Origin of the sequence: Oxalobacteraceae sp. CFBP 8761 (assembly GCA_014841595.1) — a bacterium.
Classification (GTDB): domain Bacteria; phylum Pseudomonadota; class Gammaproteobacteria; order Burkholderiales; family Burkholderiaceae_D; genus Telluria.
This window is the reverse complement of sequence record JACYUE010000001.1, coordinates 631,424-647,053: the sequence shown is the minus strand read 5'-3', so window position 1 is coordinate 647,053 and position 15,630 is coordinate 631,424. Positions and strand designations below refer to the sequence as shown.

The window sequence follows — 15,630 nt, the reverse complement described above, 5'->3', positions numbered from 1 at the left end:
CCACATGAAAAACAACGCTTTGCCAAGCCCTGCCCCGACGTTGATTGGCTTCCTGCTGCGCCCACTGCAATCCCTTCTCATGCCCGGCCTGCCGATCGCGCTTGCGGCCACCGTTGCAGCACCCTGCGCCTTGGCGTCCGGTCAGCATGCGGCCAGCCAGACAGATACTGGGTCCGTCACTGCTACCGTCAAGCTACCACCGAAGACAGCGGTCCTCGTGCCAGCTCCGGCCAAGATCGGCAACAAGCCGCCAGTGCCGACAAGTGCCGCGCTTGCCGTTCCCGTGTGTACCACGCCGCCACTGGCGCAAAACTGTGCGGCACCCGCGCCACCGGTGGTGCGGCGTACGATCAGGCGCGCCGCACCGGTGGCCAGGACGGCGCCACCGATAATGACTGCGGCTCAGCAAAGTTACGCCCCGACCGAATCCCTGAGCATCGTGGTGGGCGAGATCCGGCTTCTGCCGGTTCCGGGCAAGATAACCAGGGTAGCGCTTGGCAACGGCAACATCGTCAGTGCCACCTCAGTCGATCGCAACCTGCTTCTGATCGCCGAGAAAACCGGCGACACCAATCTGCTCGTATGGAGCGGCAACAAGGTACAGAGCTACAACATCCAGGTACTCAGCCGCGACATGGTTGCCGTGCGGGCCAAGCTTGACGCCTTGATCGGTGCCAACTCGGGCATTCTGGTGACCAAGGTCGGGCCTGACCTGATCTTGTCAGGCATGGCCCACAAGGAAGCCTTGGCCAGACTCAATGCCCTGATCGGTGACCTGCCGAATGTCGTCAACAACGTCGTTGAAGACCAGGGCAGTGCTTATACCCGCTCGGTATTGTTTCGCCTGACTTTTGTCGAAGTAAAGAAGGCGCTGCTCGAACAGATCGGGATCAATTGGGCCAAGGATGCCCAGGGCCCCACCTTCGGTGCCTCGGGTGTTGCAAAAAACACAGGTATTTATGCCAATATTGCGCCCGCAACAGAGAGTACCAACCTGCTTTCGCCGAACCCGGGCTTTCTGAACCGCAACGGCACCACCGGCGGCGTGTTTCTTGGCCTTGCCACGACCATTACCTCGCGTATGAACCTGGGCGTGAGTGACGGCGATGCCCGTGTGCTCGCATCGCCCGAACTGACTGCGAAAAGCGGTGGCAAGGCCAGGCTGCAAGTGGGTGGCGAGGTACCGATTCCGATCGCCGGCGCGTTTGGCGCCACCACCGTCGAATTCAAGCCGTATGGCATTCTGTTCGCAGTAGAGCCAACAATTGATGCCAGCAACACGATCACTGCACGCCTCTCGACTGAACTTTCACAGATCGACCCCTCAGTGACGGTCGGCGGAATTCCGGGCTTCATCACGCGCAATACGGCCACTGAAATCAGCATCAAGCCCGGAGAAATCGTGGCCCTGTCCGGCTTGATCAACAGTGAGCTGTCGAGCACGATCGACCGCGTCCCAGGGTTATCGCATATCCCGATTTTTGGCCGCCTGTTCCGTTCCGACGATTTCCGCAACCGTAAAACTGAACTCGTCGTGTTTGTTGAGGCAGAGGTCATCTCCGCCGGCGATGGCTTGTCGAGTCAACTGCGCGCGCGCGGGTTGGACCAGCAGAGCCAGTTCGAAGAGAAGATCCGCCAGTCACCAGCACCCGTCCCCCTGGGCCCCCCATCCGCACCGCTCGATCGGAAGGAATGACATGATTCGCGTAAAAGTATTTCGCCGCGAGGAACTTCTGGGTGAACCCCAGTGCGAACTCGAGGAATGTATGTTGGGCAAAGATGGCGACAGCTTGATGCCACTACAGGGCTGGCGGGTCGGACGACGCCAACTGCAGCTCACGGCGCGCAATGGCGAGGTGTTTCTCAAGGATGGCGGTGGGCTGGCGCCAATCAAGGTCAATGGGACCGCGGTTAACGAGTACGGCCCCGTGTCGAGCACCGACGTGATCGAGCTCGCCGACTACAGCTTTCGCGTCAATATCAGTGCGATGCCGGTCAAGCGCGTGGCGCCGGACGACGGGCTGCATCCGGTCCCGGTGGCCGCCCCGGCGCCCGAACCGGTATCGGGCGCTTCCGGTGTCGTTCAGACCGCCACATTGCATCTGCCCACCGGCGTTGAACGGCGGTTGACACCACGCATGTCAGATCAGGAAGCAGGCCCGAACCCGCTCGAGCGCCCGGAGGGCATTGCGGCGCGCGGCACCTTGCACAAGAAACTGATCGGCGCAATGGATTTGCGGCGCGTGAACGTGTCGAGAATGGGAGACGCCGAACTGCGCGAGACGGTACACAAGATCATCAACGAGATCATCGATACCGATGCCGCTTTCGGCGCGATGCGCCATTGGCGAAGCATGCTGCGCGACGTGGTGCTGAACGAAGTGGTCGGACTCGGCCCCCTGGAGGCCTTGTTGAGCGACGACTCCGTCACCGAGATCATGGTCAATCGCCATAACGATATCTTCATCGAGCGCAATGGCCAGCTGACCCGCTCGACGGTGTCATTCTCGAACGACGCCTCGGTGCTGGCGGCGATCGAACGCATCGTCTCGCCGTTGGGCCGGCGCATCGACGAAAGTTCGCCAATGGTCGACGCCCGCCTCAAGGATGGTTCGCGCGTCAATGCCATCATTCCCCCGCTGGCAATCAAGGGGCCGAGTGTGACGATTCGAAAGTTCGCCCGCAAAAAACTTACTGGCGACGATCTGATCAGCTTCGGCGCCATCAACGCGGCCATGATCGAGTTCTTGCGCGTGGCAGTCGAGAAGCGCGCCAACATCGTCATCTCGGGAGGTACCGGCTCCGGCAAGACAACACTGCTTAACGTACTGTCGAGTTTCATTCCTGACGACGAGCGCATCGTTACCGTGGAAGACGCCGCGGAACTGCAGCTATCACAACCCAATCTTGTCTCGCTCGAAGCGCGCCCGGCGAACATCGAGGGCAAGGGTGCCATTACCATCCGTGATCTGGTGAAGAATTGTTTGCGCATGCGACCGGACCGGATCGTCGTCGGCGAGTGCCGCGGTGGTGAAGCGCTTGACATGCTGCAGGCAATGAACACGGGGCACGACGGCTCGCTCACGACCGCGCACGCGAATAATCCGCGCGACTGCCTGTCGCGCCTGGAAGTGATGACCCTGATGAGCGGCCTGGATATTCCCATGCAGGCAATCCGTGAGCAGATCTGTTCGGCGGTCAATCTGATCGTGCAGCAAACACGATTTTCGTGCGGCACCCGGCGCGTCACCTACATCACCGAAGTGACCGGTATCGAGAACAATATTGTGTCGATGCAGGATATCTTCCGTTTCGAACAGGATGGCTTCACGCCCGAGGGCAAGGTACGTGGCCGGTTTGTGCCTACCGGCCACGTACCCGATTTCATTCAGGATCTGGTCTCGCGCGGTATCGAGGTCGACATGTCGATCTATTCGCGCGAAGCGCCGTCGTTACCTGCTTCAGTCAAGAGGGTGTTCTGATGGACAGCCCGTATTTTGTCATCGCGATCATCTTCTTCTGCATGCTGGGCCTGATCTGGATGGCGCTGCATTTTGGCTCGCGCTGGTTTTCGCACCGACAGAAGGGCCAAGCCAGCACTGCCAAGACCGAGCTGGAAGGGATGTTCATTTTTACCGACGCCAATCGCATCCTGCTCATCAATATCGGCGTACTGGTCTTTTTGCCGGTACTGGCGTGGATCGTGTCGCGAAATGGCGTGATCGTTGCCGCTTGCATGGTACTGGCCTTCATTGCCCCGCGCTACGTATTGCGCTATATCGCGCAACGCCGCCTGCGCCAGTTCGAAGCGCAGTTGCCCGATGCGCTGGCGATGATCACCGGCGCACTGCGTGCCGGCGCGAGTCTACCGATCGCCCTCGAGAGCGTGGCCAACGAGAGCGCGCCACCGGTGTCGCAAGAATTCGAACTGCTGCTGCGCGAAATGAAGCTGGGCACCGATTTCGGCGTTGCCCTGCAAAACCTCGAGCGTCGTGTGCCGCTGCAGGATCTGGCCATGGTCACAGCCGGTATGGCGCTGGCGCGCGAAGTCGGCGCCAATCTGGCTGAAACGCTCGAATCGATCGGTCGTACGATCCGCGCCAAATTACAGATGGAAGGCAAGATCCGCAGTTTGACTGCACAGGGGAAAATGCAGGGACTGGTCATGTCGGGCCTGCCAATCTTCCTGATCGTGATCCTGCGCGTCATGGAACCCGAAGCGATGGAACCGCTGTTTTCCGAATGGTATGGCTGGTGCACGCTGGCAGTCATTGCGGTGGCGGTTGCGATCGGCTATCACTTCATCAGCAAAATTACCAATATTGATGTGTAGGATAATTTCATGATTGCACAGTTGCTCATTGCAATACTGGTCGGTCTGGCGTTCGTCTGTTTCGCCGCAGCCGTGATCTACAGCGCCATGCGCCTCAAGGCCGAAGTCCCTGCCGAAAACCGCGAGTACCTGGATCCCCTGCCAAAACTCTTGCGGTTCCTGTGGCCTCTGCTGCGCTTGATCGATTACCACATCTGTCAGCGCCTGCCCAAACGTTACCTCGCTGGTTCAGCGGAAAAATTACGCCTCTCAGGCCTGTTGTACCTGATGAGCCCTACCCAGTTTCTGGCCCTGTGTCTGGTGGGCATGGTCGGTTTCTTCCTGCTGGCCTGGATGGCGCTTAGGGTAGTTGAATTTGAAAGTATGCTGGCGTTGCTGGGCGCAGCCCTGCTGGGCTTCGTCTATCCACGCATGTGGCTCAAGGAATCGCTGAAGAAGCGGCGCAAGCTGATGGTCAAGGCACTGCCCGTGTACCTGGATTTCTTGACGATGGGCGTGGAAGCAGGCCTGAACATGGCAGGCGCCATCGGTCAGGCCGTGGCCAAAGGGCCAACTGGCCCGCTGAAGAATGAATTCGCCTTCGTGCTGCGCGATCTGCGTGCCGGTCTTACCCGCGCCGATGCCTTGCGACGCATGGACGAACGCGTGCGCATCCCCCAGGTCACCAGCTTCATCAGCGCCGTGATCCAGGCCGAGCGCATGGGCGCCAGTCTCGGTTCGACCTTCCGCAGCCAGGCCGACCAGCGTCGCACCGAGCGTTTTCAGCAAGCCGAAAAGCTGGCGATGGAAGCCCCGGTCAAATTGATTTTCCCGCTGGTGGCATTTATTTTCCCGGTGACGTTTTTGGTTCTGATGTTTCCGATTGCCGTGAAATTCATGCAATCAGGTGCTTTCTGAGGATGACATGAAACGGCAACTACTCCATTTTGAATTCGACCGCGGTCTGCAGACGCTCGAGATCATGGTAGCGGCCACGGCGCCTGAGCGGATGCAGGGGCTGTTGAGGCGGCCACCCTTGCGCCCCGATCAGGCCATGCTGCTGCGATCGTGCCGCCTGATCCATACCATCGGTATGACCTATCCGCTCGACCTGGTGTATTTGCGCAAGGATGGTACGGTCCTCAAGGTAACGCCAGCCCTGCCAGCACGTCGTATCGATGGCCATTGGCATGCGCACAGCGTGCTCGAAATGGCTGCTGGCGCGGCGGCGTATTACGGCATCGCTGTCGGTCGCCATTTGCCGCTGGCATCGATGACGGCGGCAGCAGCAGGAGATTTTGATGAGCGCTAGACAGTCCCAGAGCGGCCAGTCGATGACCGAGTTCCTGATCATCTTTCCCATGCTTATTCTTCTGGTGTTTGGCATCATCCAGTTTGCCCTGATTTACCAGGCGCGCGCGACTCTGAACAACGCGACGCTCCTGGCGGCGCGCGCCGGCGCGGTGAACAACGGCAGCAACAGCAGTATGCGTACAGCCTTGGCGTCGGGCCTGGCGCCGCTGTTTGCCACGCAGCCCAGCATGGCAGGCTATGGCCGCGCGCTCGTGGAAGCCAACCTCGAAACGACACCGAACCTGACGCGCATCGATGTTCTCAATCCCAACCGCGCAGCGTTGAACGATTTCGGACGTACGCGGGTTGACGGCCAGGCTGGGCGTGAGCTGCCCAACGATACCCTCAGCTATCGCAACAGCGCGCCCGGCAGTGCCTCGAAAATCTCGGTGCAGGATGCCAACATACTGCACGTGCGGGTCAGCTACTGCCTGCGCCTGATCGTCCCCGTGCTCGACCGCGTCATCCATGCGGGAGTCAATGCGCTGTCGCCGATGTCGCAGGTGCTGTCGGCCAATGGCATGCAAGATCCTTTCGGAACTGGTGGCACGACGGTGTCCACTGGGTGCATCAGCCCGTTGTCCCGAGGTCCGCGCATCGTCATTCGTAGCGAAGCAATGGTACGCATGCAATCACCTTTTCACGAGTCCAATCTATGACCCGCTCGATATTCAAGCTGCTGATACCGGTGCTGGTCCAGATCGGCTGGCAAAGCCCGGCCCATGCACAGATTTCAGCTACCCGCTACATCGACGACCAGGGCGTCGAAGTCATTGTCAACCGCAACGCCGCAGCGCGAAACAGCCTGTTGGCGCAACCAGCCCAACCAGCCGATGGAGGATTGACCTCCCCTGCCGCTGGCGCTCCGGCGGTGCGTGCGGCACCCGAGCCCATGCTGCGCATCAGCGCTGCCGAACAGGACAGGCGTGATCGCGACCGTATTGGTATCCTGCAAGAAGAACTCGCGACTGAAGCGCGCAAGTATGCTGCCGCAATGCAGCGTGCGCAGAATGCCGGCAACAAGACCAACAAGTTATCCGCTACCGACAGCCAGCGACTTACCCAGGAGTTGTATGACCATCAAAAAAATATTCAGGCACTCAATTCGGAACTGCGACGCACCCGCAGTGTGCAATAAGCTTCACGCGGCCATATGGTTGGGCGCAGCGCTGCTGACGACGGCCCCTGTGCTGGCCGCCGACAAGACGGCCGTCGACCGCAAGGGTGGCGCCGACAGTCCGCTACTGAGCCGGTACAAGGGGTCGATCCTGTACATGTACGGCGACAGCCGCCTGGAGCAGGCGTCGGTCGTGACTGTGCAGAAAGGCAAACCGGTACTGATCCCGGTCGAGGGCAAGATCAGCAACCGCCTGTATCTTGCGCCCGATGACAGCAGTCCGCTCGAGATCTACCGCAACTACCGCCATGCGCTCGAAGCCGCAGGCTTCCAGACCTTGTATGCCTGCGAAACCGCCGCATGCGAACAAGCCAATGTGCAGCAACTGGTAGAGAATTTTCCGCGCAAGGCGCACTGGAACGGCTACGACAATGCCGTTCTTGGCACGTTCAACAGCGCCAATCAGCCGGGTTTTCATTACTACAGTGGCCAGCGCAAAGGACCTTCCGGCGTCACTTACGTGTCGATCGGGATCGTCTCCGGCTTTCCAAATTCGGGAATCATGAGTCGCAAACGCCAGTTCGTGCAGATCATCGAACCGGCAGCAACCCAGTTGGGCAACGTCGAGGTCGACGCGGCGGCCATCACGACAGGACTCAAGCGCGACGGCAAGATGGCCCTGTACGGTATCGAGTTCGACACCAACAAGGCAGTCCTGCGCAGCGATTCGGCCAGTCAGCTGGCCCAGATGGCGAACGTGCTGAAAGCCACGCCGGCCATGAAAGTATTCATTGTTGGCCATACCGACAACCAGGGCGAGTTTGCCGCCAACAGCACGTTGTCACAAAAACGTGCTGAAGCGGTATGTGCAGCGCTGGCCTCCACGTATGGGATCGCCTCGACAAGACTGGTGGCGCGCGGTGTCGCCAATCTGGCACCGGTGTCGACCAACGAGAGCGATGAAGGACGCGCAAAAAACCGACGCGTCGAAATGGTCGTCCGCTGAGCCACCTCCTCACCGAGCGGCTCGATAACAATTTTTCAGGAGATTTATTTGTTCACCACGTCCTTTCCCCCTCGCCTGCCGGCCATGATCGCGGCAATCCTGCTGCCATTCGGCGCAACTGACGTAAGCGCCGCGACGGCGCCCGCCCTGGTCAATTTGCCACCGCCTGGCCTGTACCGGATCGACGCCGATGCCAATGTCATACAAAGCAATGGCGCTGTGCTGAAGCAGAAAAACGACAGCGCCAGTGGCATGGCCAGTATGCGAGTCCAGGCGCCAGGTGGGGCGGCCGTTGTCAGCGCGCTTCCCACTCCGGGGCAACTGTGCATTGGCGCCACGGGCAGCGGCCTGTTGCCGCCAGCTGACCAGCAATGCACGAGTTCGGCACCAGTGCATGCAGCCGGCAGCACCACGTTCAGTTCGCGCTGCCCAAGCGCCGATACCACCGTTGCCGTCCGCAAGGTCAATGCCACTACCTGGGAAATGAAAACATCGGTCACCGAACGTATGGGGCAACAAGGCCTGCTCGACTTCGATCAACAGCGCAAAACGTTCGAAAACGCGTTGAAAAATTCCACCAGCGCCGATGAGCGTGAGGATGCGCGCTACGTGCTCGAGAACTGGGAGGAACACAAGGCCGACATGCGCGCGATTGCTGCTGAACGCGGCGGCACCGGCGCTGCCGGCGCCGCCACACGTTCGAGCGTCCTGGTAACGCGGCTGACACGCATCGGCAGTCAATGCAAGGCGGTCAGCGCGTCGTCGGCGAAGGGGGCGCGATGAAGAGCATATTGACCGTCGCCTGCGCGGCCCTGCTGCTGGCAGGATGCAGCAAATCGACCGACGACGCGCCGTCTGGCGATGACGCCGCAGTCCAGGCCACTCCAGTCACCAAGGGTGACAATAAGCATCCGGCTTACCGCGCTACCATGCTGGGATTGGCTGCCGGCAGCTATGGCGGCACATGCAACGGCATCGGTGGCCCCATGCCGCCAGAGGGGGTCACCATTGGACGCGACGGCAAGGTCGTTGCCGCCGACTGGACGATCAACCTGACAGGCACGCGCATGAGTTTGGTACGTACGCTCGATGGCAGCGCAGCGCCGGCAGGCACCTTCGATGCCAGCGGCGGTGAACGGCCGTTCCAGCTGATCGTAAATAGTGCCGGCGGCGGCAGCGCCATGTTTGGCGAGGGTGGACATGTAGCCCAATGCACCAATGTATCGTCGGCATCAAACCTTGCGGCCAAACCGCTGTATCCGGCGGTGGCGCAATACTTCACCGGCGCTGGCGCCACCATGTCATGCGTCGAGGGCGGCGCCCTGCGCAAGATGGTCGTCAAGCCAGCTTCGGCAGGTGTCGCTTTTGGAGAGCATCAGCTGGGGTTCGATGCCAACGTGGTCCAGGAATCGATCAGCGTCGAAGCGGATGACAGCTCCTTGCAATATGGTGCCAAATATGCCGACCAGAGCCATGTCGAACTGAGCGTGGATGCCGCAGGCAAACTGGTCATGGCTTCCTACACCATCAGTAGCGGCGTAGCGGTGATGTGCAGTCCCGGCTGAAGAATTGCCACCATTCTCGCCGTTGAGAGCGGTACGGATTGCCTGCGACGTGCCAGTCCAGAAAAATGCAAAGGCGGCAAGCGCGCTGAAGACGAACAGGATGAGCGCCTGCCGCTGCGGCAATACCGGCATACGGTGATAAAGCCAGACACCAGGCAGCCAGAACGCTCACATTCCAGGGATTCGCCGCGCATCGTCTTTCCAGGGATGGGCCAGCGGTCAGATCGGGCAACGGTCACGCCAAAAAGAAAAAAGGGTTACCGGCCGAAGCCTGTAACCCTTTGATCTGACTAACTAATTTTGGTGCCGCTGACCGGAATCGAACTGGTGACCTTCGCATTACGAATGCGCTGCTCTACCGACTGAGCTACAGCGGCGAAACCTGTGCTTCGCCTTCCATCATGCCCGACAAACAAGCCGTCGCTCACGAAAGAGCCGTATTCTAGCAAACAAACCGGCAACCTTGCTAGTGTGTATCGCGTCACTTTCGCAAGATTTCCGGTTTGCCTAATTTATCAGCACGTCTTCACGCAGCGTGATAGCCCGTAACAACATCCACTTCGTCCTTCGAGCCCAGGAACACCGGCACGCGCTGGTGCAGCTTGGTCGGCTGGATATCGAGGATGCGGCCCTTGCCGTCAGTGGCCGCGCCGCCCGCCTGCTCGACGATCATCGCCATCGGATTGGCTTCGTACATCAGGCGCAGCTTGCCTGGCATGCTGGTGTCGCGCAGGTCGGCCGGGTACATGAAGACGCCGCCGCGGGTCAGGATGCGGTGCACGTCGGCCACCATCGAGGCGACCCAGCGCATATTGAAGTCTTTGCCGCGCGGGCCGGTGGAGCCTGCCAGCAGCTCGTCGACGTAACGCTGGACCGGCGGATGCCAGTGGCGCTGGTTCGACATATTGATCGCGAATTCCTTGGTCGCTGCCGGAATCTGCATGTCGCTCTGGGTCAGCACCCACGAACCCTGCTCGCGGTCGAGCGTGAAGCAGTGCACGCCATTGCCGGTCGTGAGCACCAGCATCGTCTGCGGGCCGTACACCGCGTAACCGGCGGCCACCTGCGTGCTGCCTGCTTGCAGGAAGTCCTGCTCGGTCGGGTCCTGCATGCCTTCCGGCGCCTTGAGCACCGAGAAGATCGTGCCGATCGACACGTTGACGTCGATGTTCGACGAGCCATCCAGCGGATCGAACAGCAGCAGGAACTCGCCCTTCGGATAGCGGCTCGGGATCTGGCGGATGGTTTCCATTTCTTCGGACGCCATCGCGGCCAGGTGGCCGCCCCACTCGTTGGCTTCGAGCAGGATCTCGTTGGAGATCACGTCGAGCTTTTTCTGCACTTCGCCCTGGATGTTTTCAGTGTCGGCGCTGCCGAGCACTTCGCCCAGCGCGCCCTTGCTCACCGAATAGCTGATGCGCTTGCAGGCGCGGGCCACGACTTCGATCAGCAGGCGCAACTCCGCATTGATGCTCTGGTGCTGGCGTTGCTCTTCCACCAGGTACTGCGTCAGACTTACGCGTTTCATGGGTTCCTCAGGTTGTGTTGAATGTGTTTAGTTGGCCAGCGCCTTGCCGACGATCTCGCGCACGTCGTTCGACAGCTTGACCTGCCCCGCCACCTTCTGCAAGGCTTCGCGCATCTGCCACTGCAGCGACGGCGCATAACGGCGCCAGCGATCCATCGCGCGCGCCAGACGGCTGGCCACTTGCGGGTTCAGTGCGTCGAGCGCGATGACCTGCTCGGCCCAGAAGGCGTAGCCGCTGCCGTCCGGCGCGTGGAACTGTACCGGATTGTTCACGCAGAACATCGCCACCAGGCTGCGCGCGCGGTTCGGGTTGCGCAGCGTGAAGGCCGGGTGCGTCATCAGCGCGCGCACGGCCGCCAGATCGGTGGTCGGGCTTGACGCCTGCATCGCGAACCACTTGTCCACGACCAGCGCCTCGTTCTGGAATTCATCATAGAACACGGCCAGCGCGTCGGCCGCCTGCGGCACGCGCGCGGCGACCAGGGCAGAAAGCGCCGCGGCGCGGTCAGTCATGTTGTCGGCTTCATCGAACTGGCGCTGCGCCAGTGCGACGCTGGCGGCGTCCGGCGCGGCGTTCAAGTAGGCCAGGGCCAGGTTCTTCAGCGCGCGCTTGCCGGCCGAGGCGGCGTCCGGGCTGTAGGGGCCGGGCGTGGCGTTGGCCTCGTACTGGGCCATGAGCTCGCTGCGCAGGCGCGCGCCGAGGTCGGCGCGCACGAACTGGCGCGCGATGTGCACGGCCAGCGGATCGACGCAGTCGAGCTGCTCGGCCACCATCGATTCGGAGGGCAGCGTCAGGCACTGCTCGCGGAAGGCCGGATCGAGCGTTTCGTCGACCAGGATCTTGCGCAGCGCTTCGATGAAGGTCTCGTCCAGGTTCAGGCTGGCGGCTGCATCGTCCTTGCTACCTGCTTCACCGGTCAGTTTCAACAGGCGTTCCATGGCCAGGCGCTGGCCTGCTTCCCAGCGGTTGACCGGGTCGCTGTCGTGGCTGAACAGGTGCAGCAGGTCGGCATCGGTGTAGCCGCCCTGCAGGATGACCGGCGCCGAAAAATCGCGCAGCACCGAGGCCACCGGCTGCCCGGTCACGCCGGTGAAGACGAAGGTCTGCTCGGCCTCGGTCAGTTCGAGCACGGCAGTCGTGCCGCGCTGCTGGCCATCGACGACCAGGGGCATGTCGGCGCCGGCGGCGTCGAGCAGGCCAACGGCCACCGGGATGTGGAACGGCAGTTTTTCGGGCTGGCCGGGCGTGGCCGGGCACGACTGGAACAGCGTGAGCGTGTAGGTCTGTGCGGCTTCGTCCCAGCGGCCTTCGAAGCGCAGCACCGGCGTGCCGGCCTGGCTGTACCAGCGCTCGAATTGCCCCAGTTCGCGGTGGTTGGCATCGGCCATCGCGCGGCGGAAGTCATCGCACTCGACGGCTTGCTCGTCATGGCGCGCGAAGTACAGGTCCATGCCCTTGCGGAAACCGTCGACGCCAAACAGCGTCTGGTACATGCGCACGACTTCGGCGCCTTTTTCGTACACCGTCACGGTGTAGAAATTGTTGATCTCGACAAACGAGTCGGGCCGCACCGGGTGCGCCATCGGGCCGGCGTCTTCCGGGAACTGCGCCTGGCGCAGCGTGCGCACCTGGTCGATGCGGGTGACGGCGCGCCCGGTGGCGGTGCCGATCATGTCGGCCGTGAATTCCTGGTCACGGAACACCGTCAAGCCTTCTTTCAGCGACAACTGGAACCAGTCGCGGCACGTCACGCGGTTGCCGGTCCAGTTGTGGAAGTATTCGTGCGCCACCACGGCTTCGATGCCCTGGAAGTCGATGTCGGTGGCCACGCGCGGGTTGGCCAGCACGAACTTGGTGTTGAAGATGTTCAGGCCCTTGTTTTCCATCGCGCCCATGTTGAAGTCGCTCGTGGCGACGATCATGAAGCGGTCCAGGTCGAGTTCGAGCCCGTATTTTTCTTCGTCCCAGCGGATGCTGTGCTTGAGCGACTGCATCGCGTAGTCGGTCTTGTCCAGGTTGCCATCCTCGACCCACACCTGCAGCAGCGCGTCGCGGCCATCGGCCAGGCGGAAGGTTTCTTCCTGGCAGACCAGTTGCGCGGCGACCAGGGCGAACAGGTATGACGGCTTCTTGAACGGGTCTTCCCACAATGCATAGTGGCGGCCATCGTCCAGGTCGCCTTCTTCGATCAGGTTGCCGTTGGACAGCAGCACCGGATAGCGGGCCTTGTCGGCGCGCAGCATCACGGTGAACTTGGCCATCACGTCCGGGCGGTCCGGGAAGTACGTGATGCGGCGGAAGCCCTCGGCTTCGCACTGCGTGAAGAAGTTGCCGTTGGACACGTACAAGCCACTCAGCGTCGTGTTTTTATCGGGTGCGCACAGCGACTCGATCTCTAGCACCACGTCGTCGGGCGCCGAACGGATCGTCAGCAGGTTATTGGCCAGCGTGTAGTCGCGCTTGCCCAGCAGCTTGCCATTCAGGCGCAGCGCCACCAGCTCGATGTCTTCGCCATGCAGTTCGATGCCGCGCGTAGTGGCGGCCGGGTTGCGCCGCAGCGTCAGGCGGCTGGCCACGACGGTGCGCGCCGGGTCCAGGTCGAAGCCCAGTTCAACGGTATCCACCAGATAGCTGGGCGGGGTATAGTCCTTGCGGAAGATGGTCTGGGGCGTATCGGTGCGCATGATCGGCTCGGGCTGACACAGTGGATGAGGGGCTTATTTTACCAACAAGCTTTTGGATCGCCGCCGACGAATTGCCATGTATCGCTTTGTAGGCACGGTAACCGGGTGTAAAAGTGGCTCCCCTGAATCTGAACAAGGGGTAATCTTGAAGATCGGGGAAAGACCGACAAGACAAACGGGAGATTTGCATGAAACGCTTCATCACCATCGCTCTGGGTACCGCGTTCGCGCTGCTGCTGGGCGGCTGCGCGACGAGCATCCGCAGCGATGTCACCACGTTCCACCAATGGCCGGCGCAGATTGCCGACAAGAGCTATGTGTTTGAAGTGCCGTCGCCGCAGGACGATACCCTCGAGTGGCGCAGCTACCAGGACCTGGTGCGTGCCCAGCTGGCGCGCCAGGGCTTCCGCGATGCCAACGGCGCCACGCCGGCGCTGACCGTGGCGATGCGCTTTACCACCACCGACGTGCCAGTGCGCGTGATCGAACCGGTGATGACGCCGTACTTCTATCCGAGCGCGCGCTTCGGCTACGGCGGTTATCGCGGCGGCTTCAACCGCCGCTACTGGGGCGGCTGGTACAGCCCGTTCTACGATCCGTTCTGGGGCCCGTACCCGTCCTACCAGACGTCGATCGAGCACCAGTACCGGCGCGAGCTGCAGGTGGCGATCAAGTCATCGCGCGACGGCAAGCGCCTGTTCGAAGTGACCGTGCACAACACGAGCCGCAATATGTCGACACCCGAAGTCATGCCGGCGCTGGTGCAAAGCGCTTTCGAGGGCTTCCCTGGCCAGTCGGGCGTCGCGCGCCGCGTGGTGGTCACAAAAGAACCGGGCACCTGACCAGGCCTTGAAGACGGACGTAAAAAAGCCAGGCAACGCTGCCTGGCTTTTTTTACGTCCGTCTATTGACCGCTAGCTGAAATACGCCTCCGACCCGAACGTGATGGCCACGACCAGCAGCAAGGCCAGCACCAGCACGACCAGCAGCCGCCCGAACTTCGGCGCCCCATCGTTTGCCGGCCGCGATGGCGGCGCAAACGGCGGCTCGTCCCGGGTATCCCTCATGGCAGCAGCACCGTCGAACCGGTGGTGCGGCGCGACTCGAGCGCGCGGTGCGCCTCGGCCGCCTGTGCCAGCGGGAACGTCTGGTTGACGTTGATGGTCACCTTGCCGCTCGTGACCATCTCGAACAGCTCGGCCGACATCGCCTCGGCTTCCTGCTGATTGGTCATGTAGTCGAACAGCGTCGGGCGCGTGATGTACAGCGAACCGCGCCTGGACAATTCGCCAGGCGTGAACGGCTCCACGGCGCCCGAGGCATTGCCGAAGCTGACCATCAGGCCGCGCCGCTGCAGGCAGTCGAGCGATGCGGCAAACGTGTCCTTGCCCACCGAGTCGTAGACCACCGGCACGCCGGCCCCGCCCGTGATTTCTTTCACGCGCGCGACGATGTCTTCGTCGTTGTAGTTGATGACGTGCGCCGCGCCGTGCGCCAGCGCCAGTTCGCCTTTCTCTTTCGAGCCAACGGTGCCGATCAGCTGCACGCCAAGGGCGCGCGCCCACTGGCAGGCGATCAGGCCCACGCCACCGGCGGCAGCGTGGAACAGGATCGTCTGGCCGGCCTGCAGCGGGTAAGTCGAGCGAAACAGGTATTGCACCGTCAGGCCCTGCAGCATCATGGCCGCTGCCGTCTCGAACGAGATCGCGTCGGGCAGCTTGACGACGACCGCGGCCGGCAGCACGCGCAGATCGGCGTAGGCGCCGTTGGGCCCGCCGGCGTACGCGACGCGGTCGCCCGGCTGCACATTGGTCACGCCCTCGCCCACCGCCTCGACCACGCCCGCGCCTTCCTTGCCCAGGCCGCCGGGCAGCGGTTGCGGGTACAGGCCGGTGCGAAAGTACACGTCGATGAAGTTCAGGCCGATCGCGTGCTGGCGCAGCAGGATTTCGCCCGGGCCGGGCGCCCCGACGTCAACATCGACATACTCCATCACCTCGGGGCCGCCATTGGCGGCGATGCGGATTGCTTTGGCGTGCATGCAGTTCTCCTTTGTGTGCACCA

15 protein-coding genes and 1 tRNA gene are annotated in these 15,630 nt (G+C 61.9%); 11 read left to right on the top strand and 5 right to left on the bottom strand.

The genetic code is table 11. The features are described from left to right. Positions 1-4 precede the first annotated feature (4 nt). The 10 genes from IFU00_02955 to IFU00_02910 are packed head-to-tail and all read left to right on the top strand — an operon-like array spanning position 5 to position 9,353. Positions 5-1,696, top strand: a complete 1,692-nt coding sequence (locus tag IFU00_02955) for a pilus assembly protein N-terminal domain-containing protein (GenBank protein MBD8541238.1) — start codon at positions 5-7, stop codon at positions 1,694-1,696. 1 nt (position 1,697) lies between these two features. Next, positions 1,698-3,482 (top strand): CpaF family protein, encoded by a 1,785-nt coding sequence (locus tag IFU00_02950; GenBank protein ID MBD8541237.1) that lies wholly within the window; start codon positions 1,698-1,700, stop codon positions 3,480-3,482. Continuing rightward, the gene (locus tag IFU00_02945; GenBank protein ID MBD8541236.1) at positions 3,482-4,333 is read left to right on the top strand and encodes a type II secretion system F family protein; all 852 of its coding nucleotides are present in this window, start codon (positions 3,482-3,484) and stop codon (positions 4,331-4,333) included. Before IFU00_02950 ends, IFU00_02945 begins: the two co-directional genes overlap by 1 nt. Before the next feature lie 9 nt (positions 4,334-4,342). Next, complete coding sequence (locus tag IFU00_02940; protein MBD8541235.1) at positions 4,343-5,230, top strand: type II secretion system F family protein; 888 nt, start codon at positions 4,343-4,345, stop codon at positions 5,228-5,230. A gap of 7 nt (positions 5,231-5,237) precedes the next feature. Further along, positions 5,238-5,624, top strand: coding sequence for a DUF192 domain-containing protein (locus IFU00_02935; GenBank protein ID MBD8541234.1), 387 nt, complete (start codon positions 5,238-5,240; stop codon positions 5,622-5,624). Positions 5,625-5,646: 22 nt separating this feature from the next. Continuing rightward, positions 5,647-6,324 carry a pilus assembly protein gene (locus IFU00_02930; GenBank protein MBD8541233.1) on the top strand — a complete coding sequence of 226 codons (678 nt, stop codon included), beginning with the start codon at positions 5,647-5,649 and terminating at the stop codon, positions 6,322-6,324. Beyond that, complete coding sequence (locus tag IFU00_02925) at positions 6,321-6,803, top strand: hypothetical protein (protein MBD8541232.1); 483 nt, start codon at positions 6,321-6,323, stop codon at positions 6,801-6,803. Before IFU00_02930 ends, IFU00_02925 begins: the two co-directional genes overlap by 4 nt. Continuing rightward, positions 6,793-7,788 carry an OmpA family protein gene (locus IFU00_02920; GenBank protein ID MBD8541231.1) on the top strand — a complete coding sequence of 332 codons (996 nt, stop codon included), beginning with the start codon at positions 6,793-6,795 and terminating at the stop codon, positions 7,786-7,788. The genes IFU00_02925 and IFU00_02920 overlap by 11 nt, the downstream gene beginning before the upstream one ends. Positions 7,789-7,836: 48 nt before the next feature. Further along, entirely contained in the window at positions 7,837-8,571 is a 735-nt protein-coding gene (locus tag IFU00_02915) for a hypothetical protein (GenBank protein MBD8541230.1), read from the top strand. Next, a complete protein-coding gene (locus IFU00_02910) occupies positions 8,568-9,353 on the top strand; it encodes a hypothetical protein (protein MBD8541229.1) in 786 nt (261 codons plus the stop codon). Before IFU00_02915 ends, IFU00_02910 begins: the two co-directional genes overlap by 4 nt. Positions 9,354-9,654: 301 nt before the next feature. Here the strand turns inward: IFU00_02910 and IFU00_02905 are convergent. The 3 genes from IFU00_02905 to pepN form a co-directional block, all read right to left on the bottom strand. Then, a tRNA-Thr gene (locus IFU00_02905) sits at positions 9,655-9,730 on the bottom strand. A gap of 149 nt (positions 9,731-9,879) precedes the next feature. Then, positions 9,880-10,881, bottom strand: a complete 1,002-nt coding sequence (locus IFU00_02900) for a class 1 fructose-bisphosphatase (protein ID MBD8541228.1) — start codon at positions 10,879-10,881, stop codon at positions 9,880-9,882. 27 nt (positions 10,882-10,908) lie between these two features. Further along, positions 10,909-13,566, bottom strand: a complete 2,658-nt coding sequence (pepN, locus tag IFU00_02895) for an aminopeptidase N (GenBank protein ID MBD8541227.1) — start codon at positions 13,564-13,566, stop codon at positions 10,909-10,911. A gap of 188 nt (positions 13,567-13,754) precedes the next feature. On the opposite strand from pepN, the gene IFU00_02890 reads away from it, so the two are divergent. Next, positions 13,755-14,408: a DUF4136 domain-containing protein gene (locus IFU00_02890; protein ID MBD8541226.1), complete on the top strand. Its 654-nt coding sequence runs from the start codon at positions 13,755-13,757 to the stop codon at positions 14,406-14,408. Between the two features lie 72 nt (positions 14,409-14,480). Here IFU00_02890 and IFU00_02885 read toward each other — a convergent pair whose 3' ends face one another. After that, positions 14,481-14,633, bottom strand: a complete 153-nt coding sequence (locus IFU00_02885; protein ID MBD8541225.1) for a hypothetical protein — start codon at positions 14,631-14,633, stop codon at positions 14,481-14,483. After that, positions 14,630-15,607 (bottom strand): quinone oxidoreductase, encoded by a 978-nt coding sequence (locus IFU00_02880; GenBank protein MBD8541224.1) that lies wholly within the window; start codon positions 15,605-15,607, stop codon positions 14,630-14,632. The genes IFU00_02885 and IFU00_02880 overlap by 4 nt, the downstream gene beginning before the upstream one ends. Positions 15,608-15,630 lie beyond the last annotated feature (23 nt).

What these genes read in the sequence shown, in the direction of transcription:
- IFU00_02955 (MBD8541238.1), top strand. Translation starts at nt 5, where the DNA reads ATGAAAAACAACGCTTTGCCAAGCCCTGCCCCGACGTTGATTGGCTTC.
- IFU00_02950 (MBD8541237.1), top strand. Translation starts at nt 1,698, where the DNA reads ATGATTCGCGTAAAAGTATTTCGCCGCGAGGAACTTCTGGGTGAACCC.
- IFU00_02945 (MBD8541236.1), top strand. Translation starts at nt 3,482, where the DNA reads ATGGACAGCCCGTATTTTGTCATCGCGATCATCTTCTTCTGCATGCTG.
- IFU00_02940 (MBD8541235.1), top strand. Translation starts at nt 4,343, where the DNA reads ATGATTGCACAGTTGCTCATTGCAATACTGGTCGGTCTGGCGTTCGTC.
- IFU00_02935 (MBD8541234.1), top strand. Translation starts at nt 5,238, where the DNA reads ATGAAACGGCAACTACTCCATTTTGAATTCGACCGCGGTCTGCAGACG.
- IFU00_02930 (MBD8541233.1), top strand. Translation starts at nt 5,647, where the DNA reads ATGACCGAGTTCCTGATCATCTTTCCCATGCTTATTCTTCTGGTGTTT.
- IFU00_02925 (MBD8541232.1), top strand. Translation starts at nt 6,321, where the DNA reads ATGACCCGCTCGATATTCAAGCTGCTGATACCGGTGCTGGTCCAGATC.
- IFU00_02910 (MBD8541229.1), top strand. Translation starts at nt 8,568, where the DNA reads ATGAAGAGCATATTGACCGTCGCCTGCGCGGCCCTGCTGCTGGCAGGA.
- IFU00_02900 (MBD8541228.1), bottom strand. Translation starts at nt 10,881, where the DNA reads ATGAAACGCGTAAGTCTGACGCAGTACCTGGTGGAAGAGCAACGCCAG.
- pepN (MBD8541227.1), bottom strand. Translation starts at nt 13,566, where the DNA reads ATGCGCACCGATACGCCCCAGACCATCTTCCGCAAGGACTATACCCCG.
- IFU00_02890 (MBD8541226.1), top strand. Translation starts at nt 13,755, where the DNA reads ATGAAACGCTTCATCACCATCGCTCTGGGTACCGCGTTCGCGCTGCTG.
- IFU00_02885 (MBD8541225.1), bottom strand. Translation starts at nt 14,633, where the DNA reads ATGAGGGATACCCGGGACGAGCCGCCGTTTGCGCCGCCATCGCGGCCG.
- IFU00_02880 (MBD8541224.1), bottom strand. Translation starts at nt 15,607, where the DNA reads ATGCACGCCAAAGCAATCCGCATCGCCGCCAATGGCGGCCCCGAGGTG.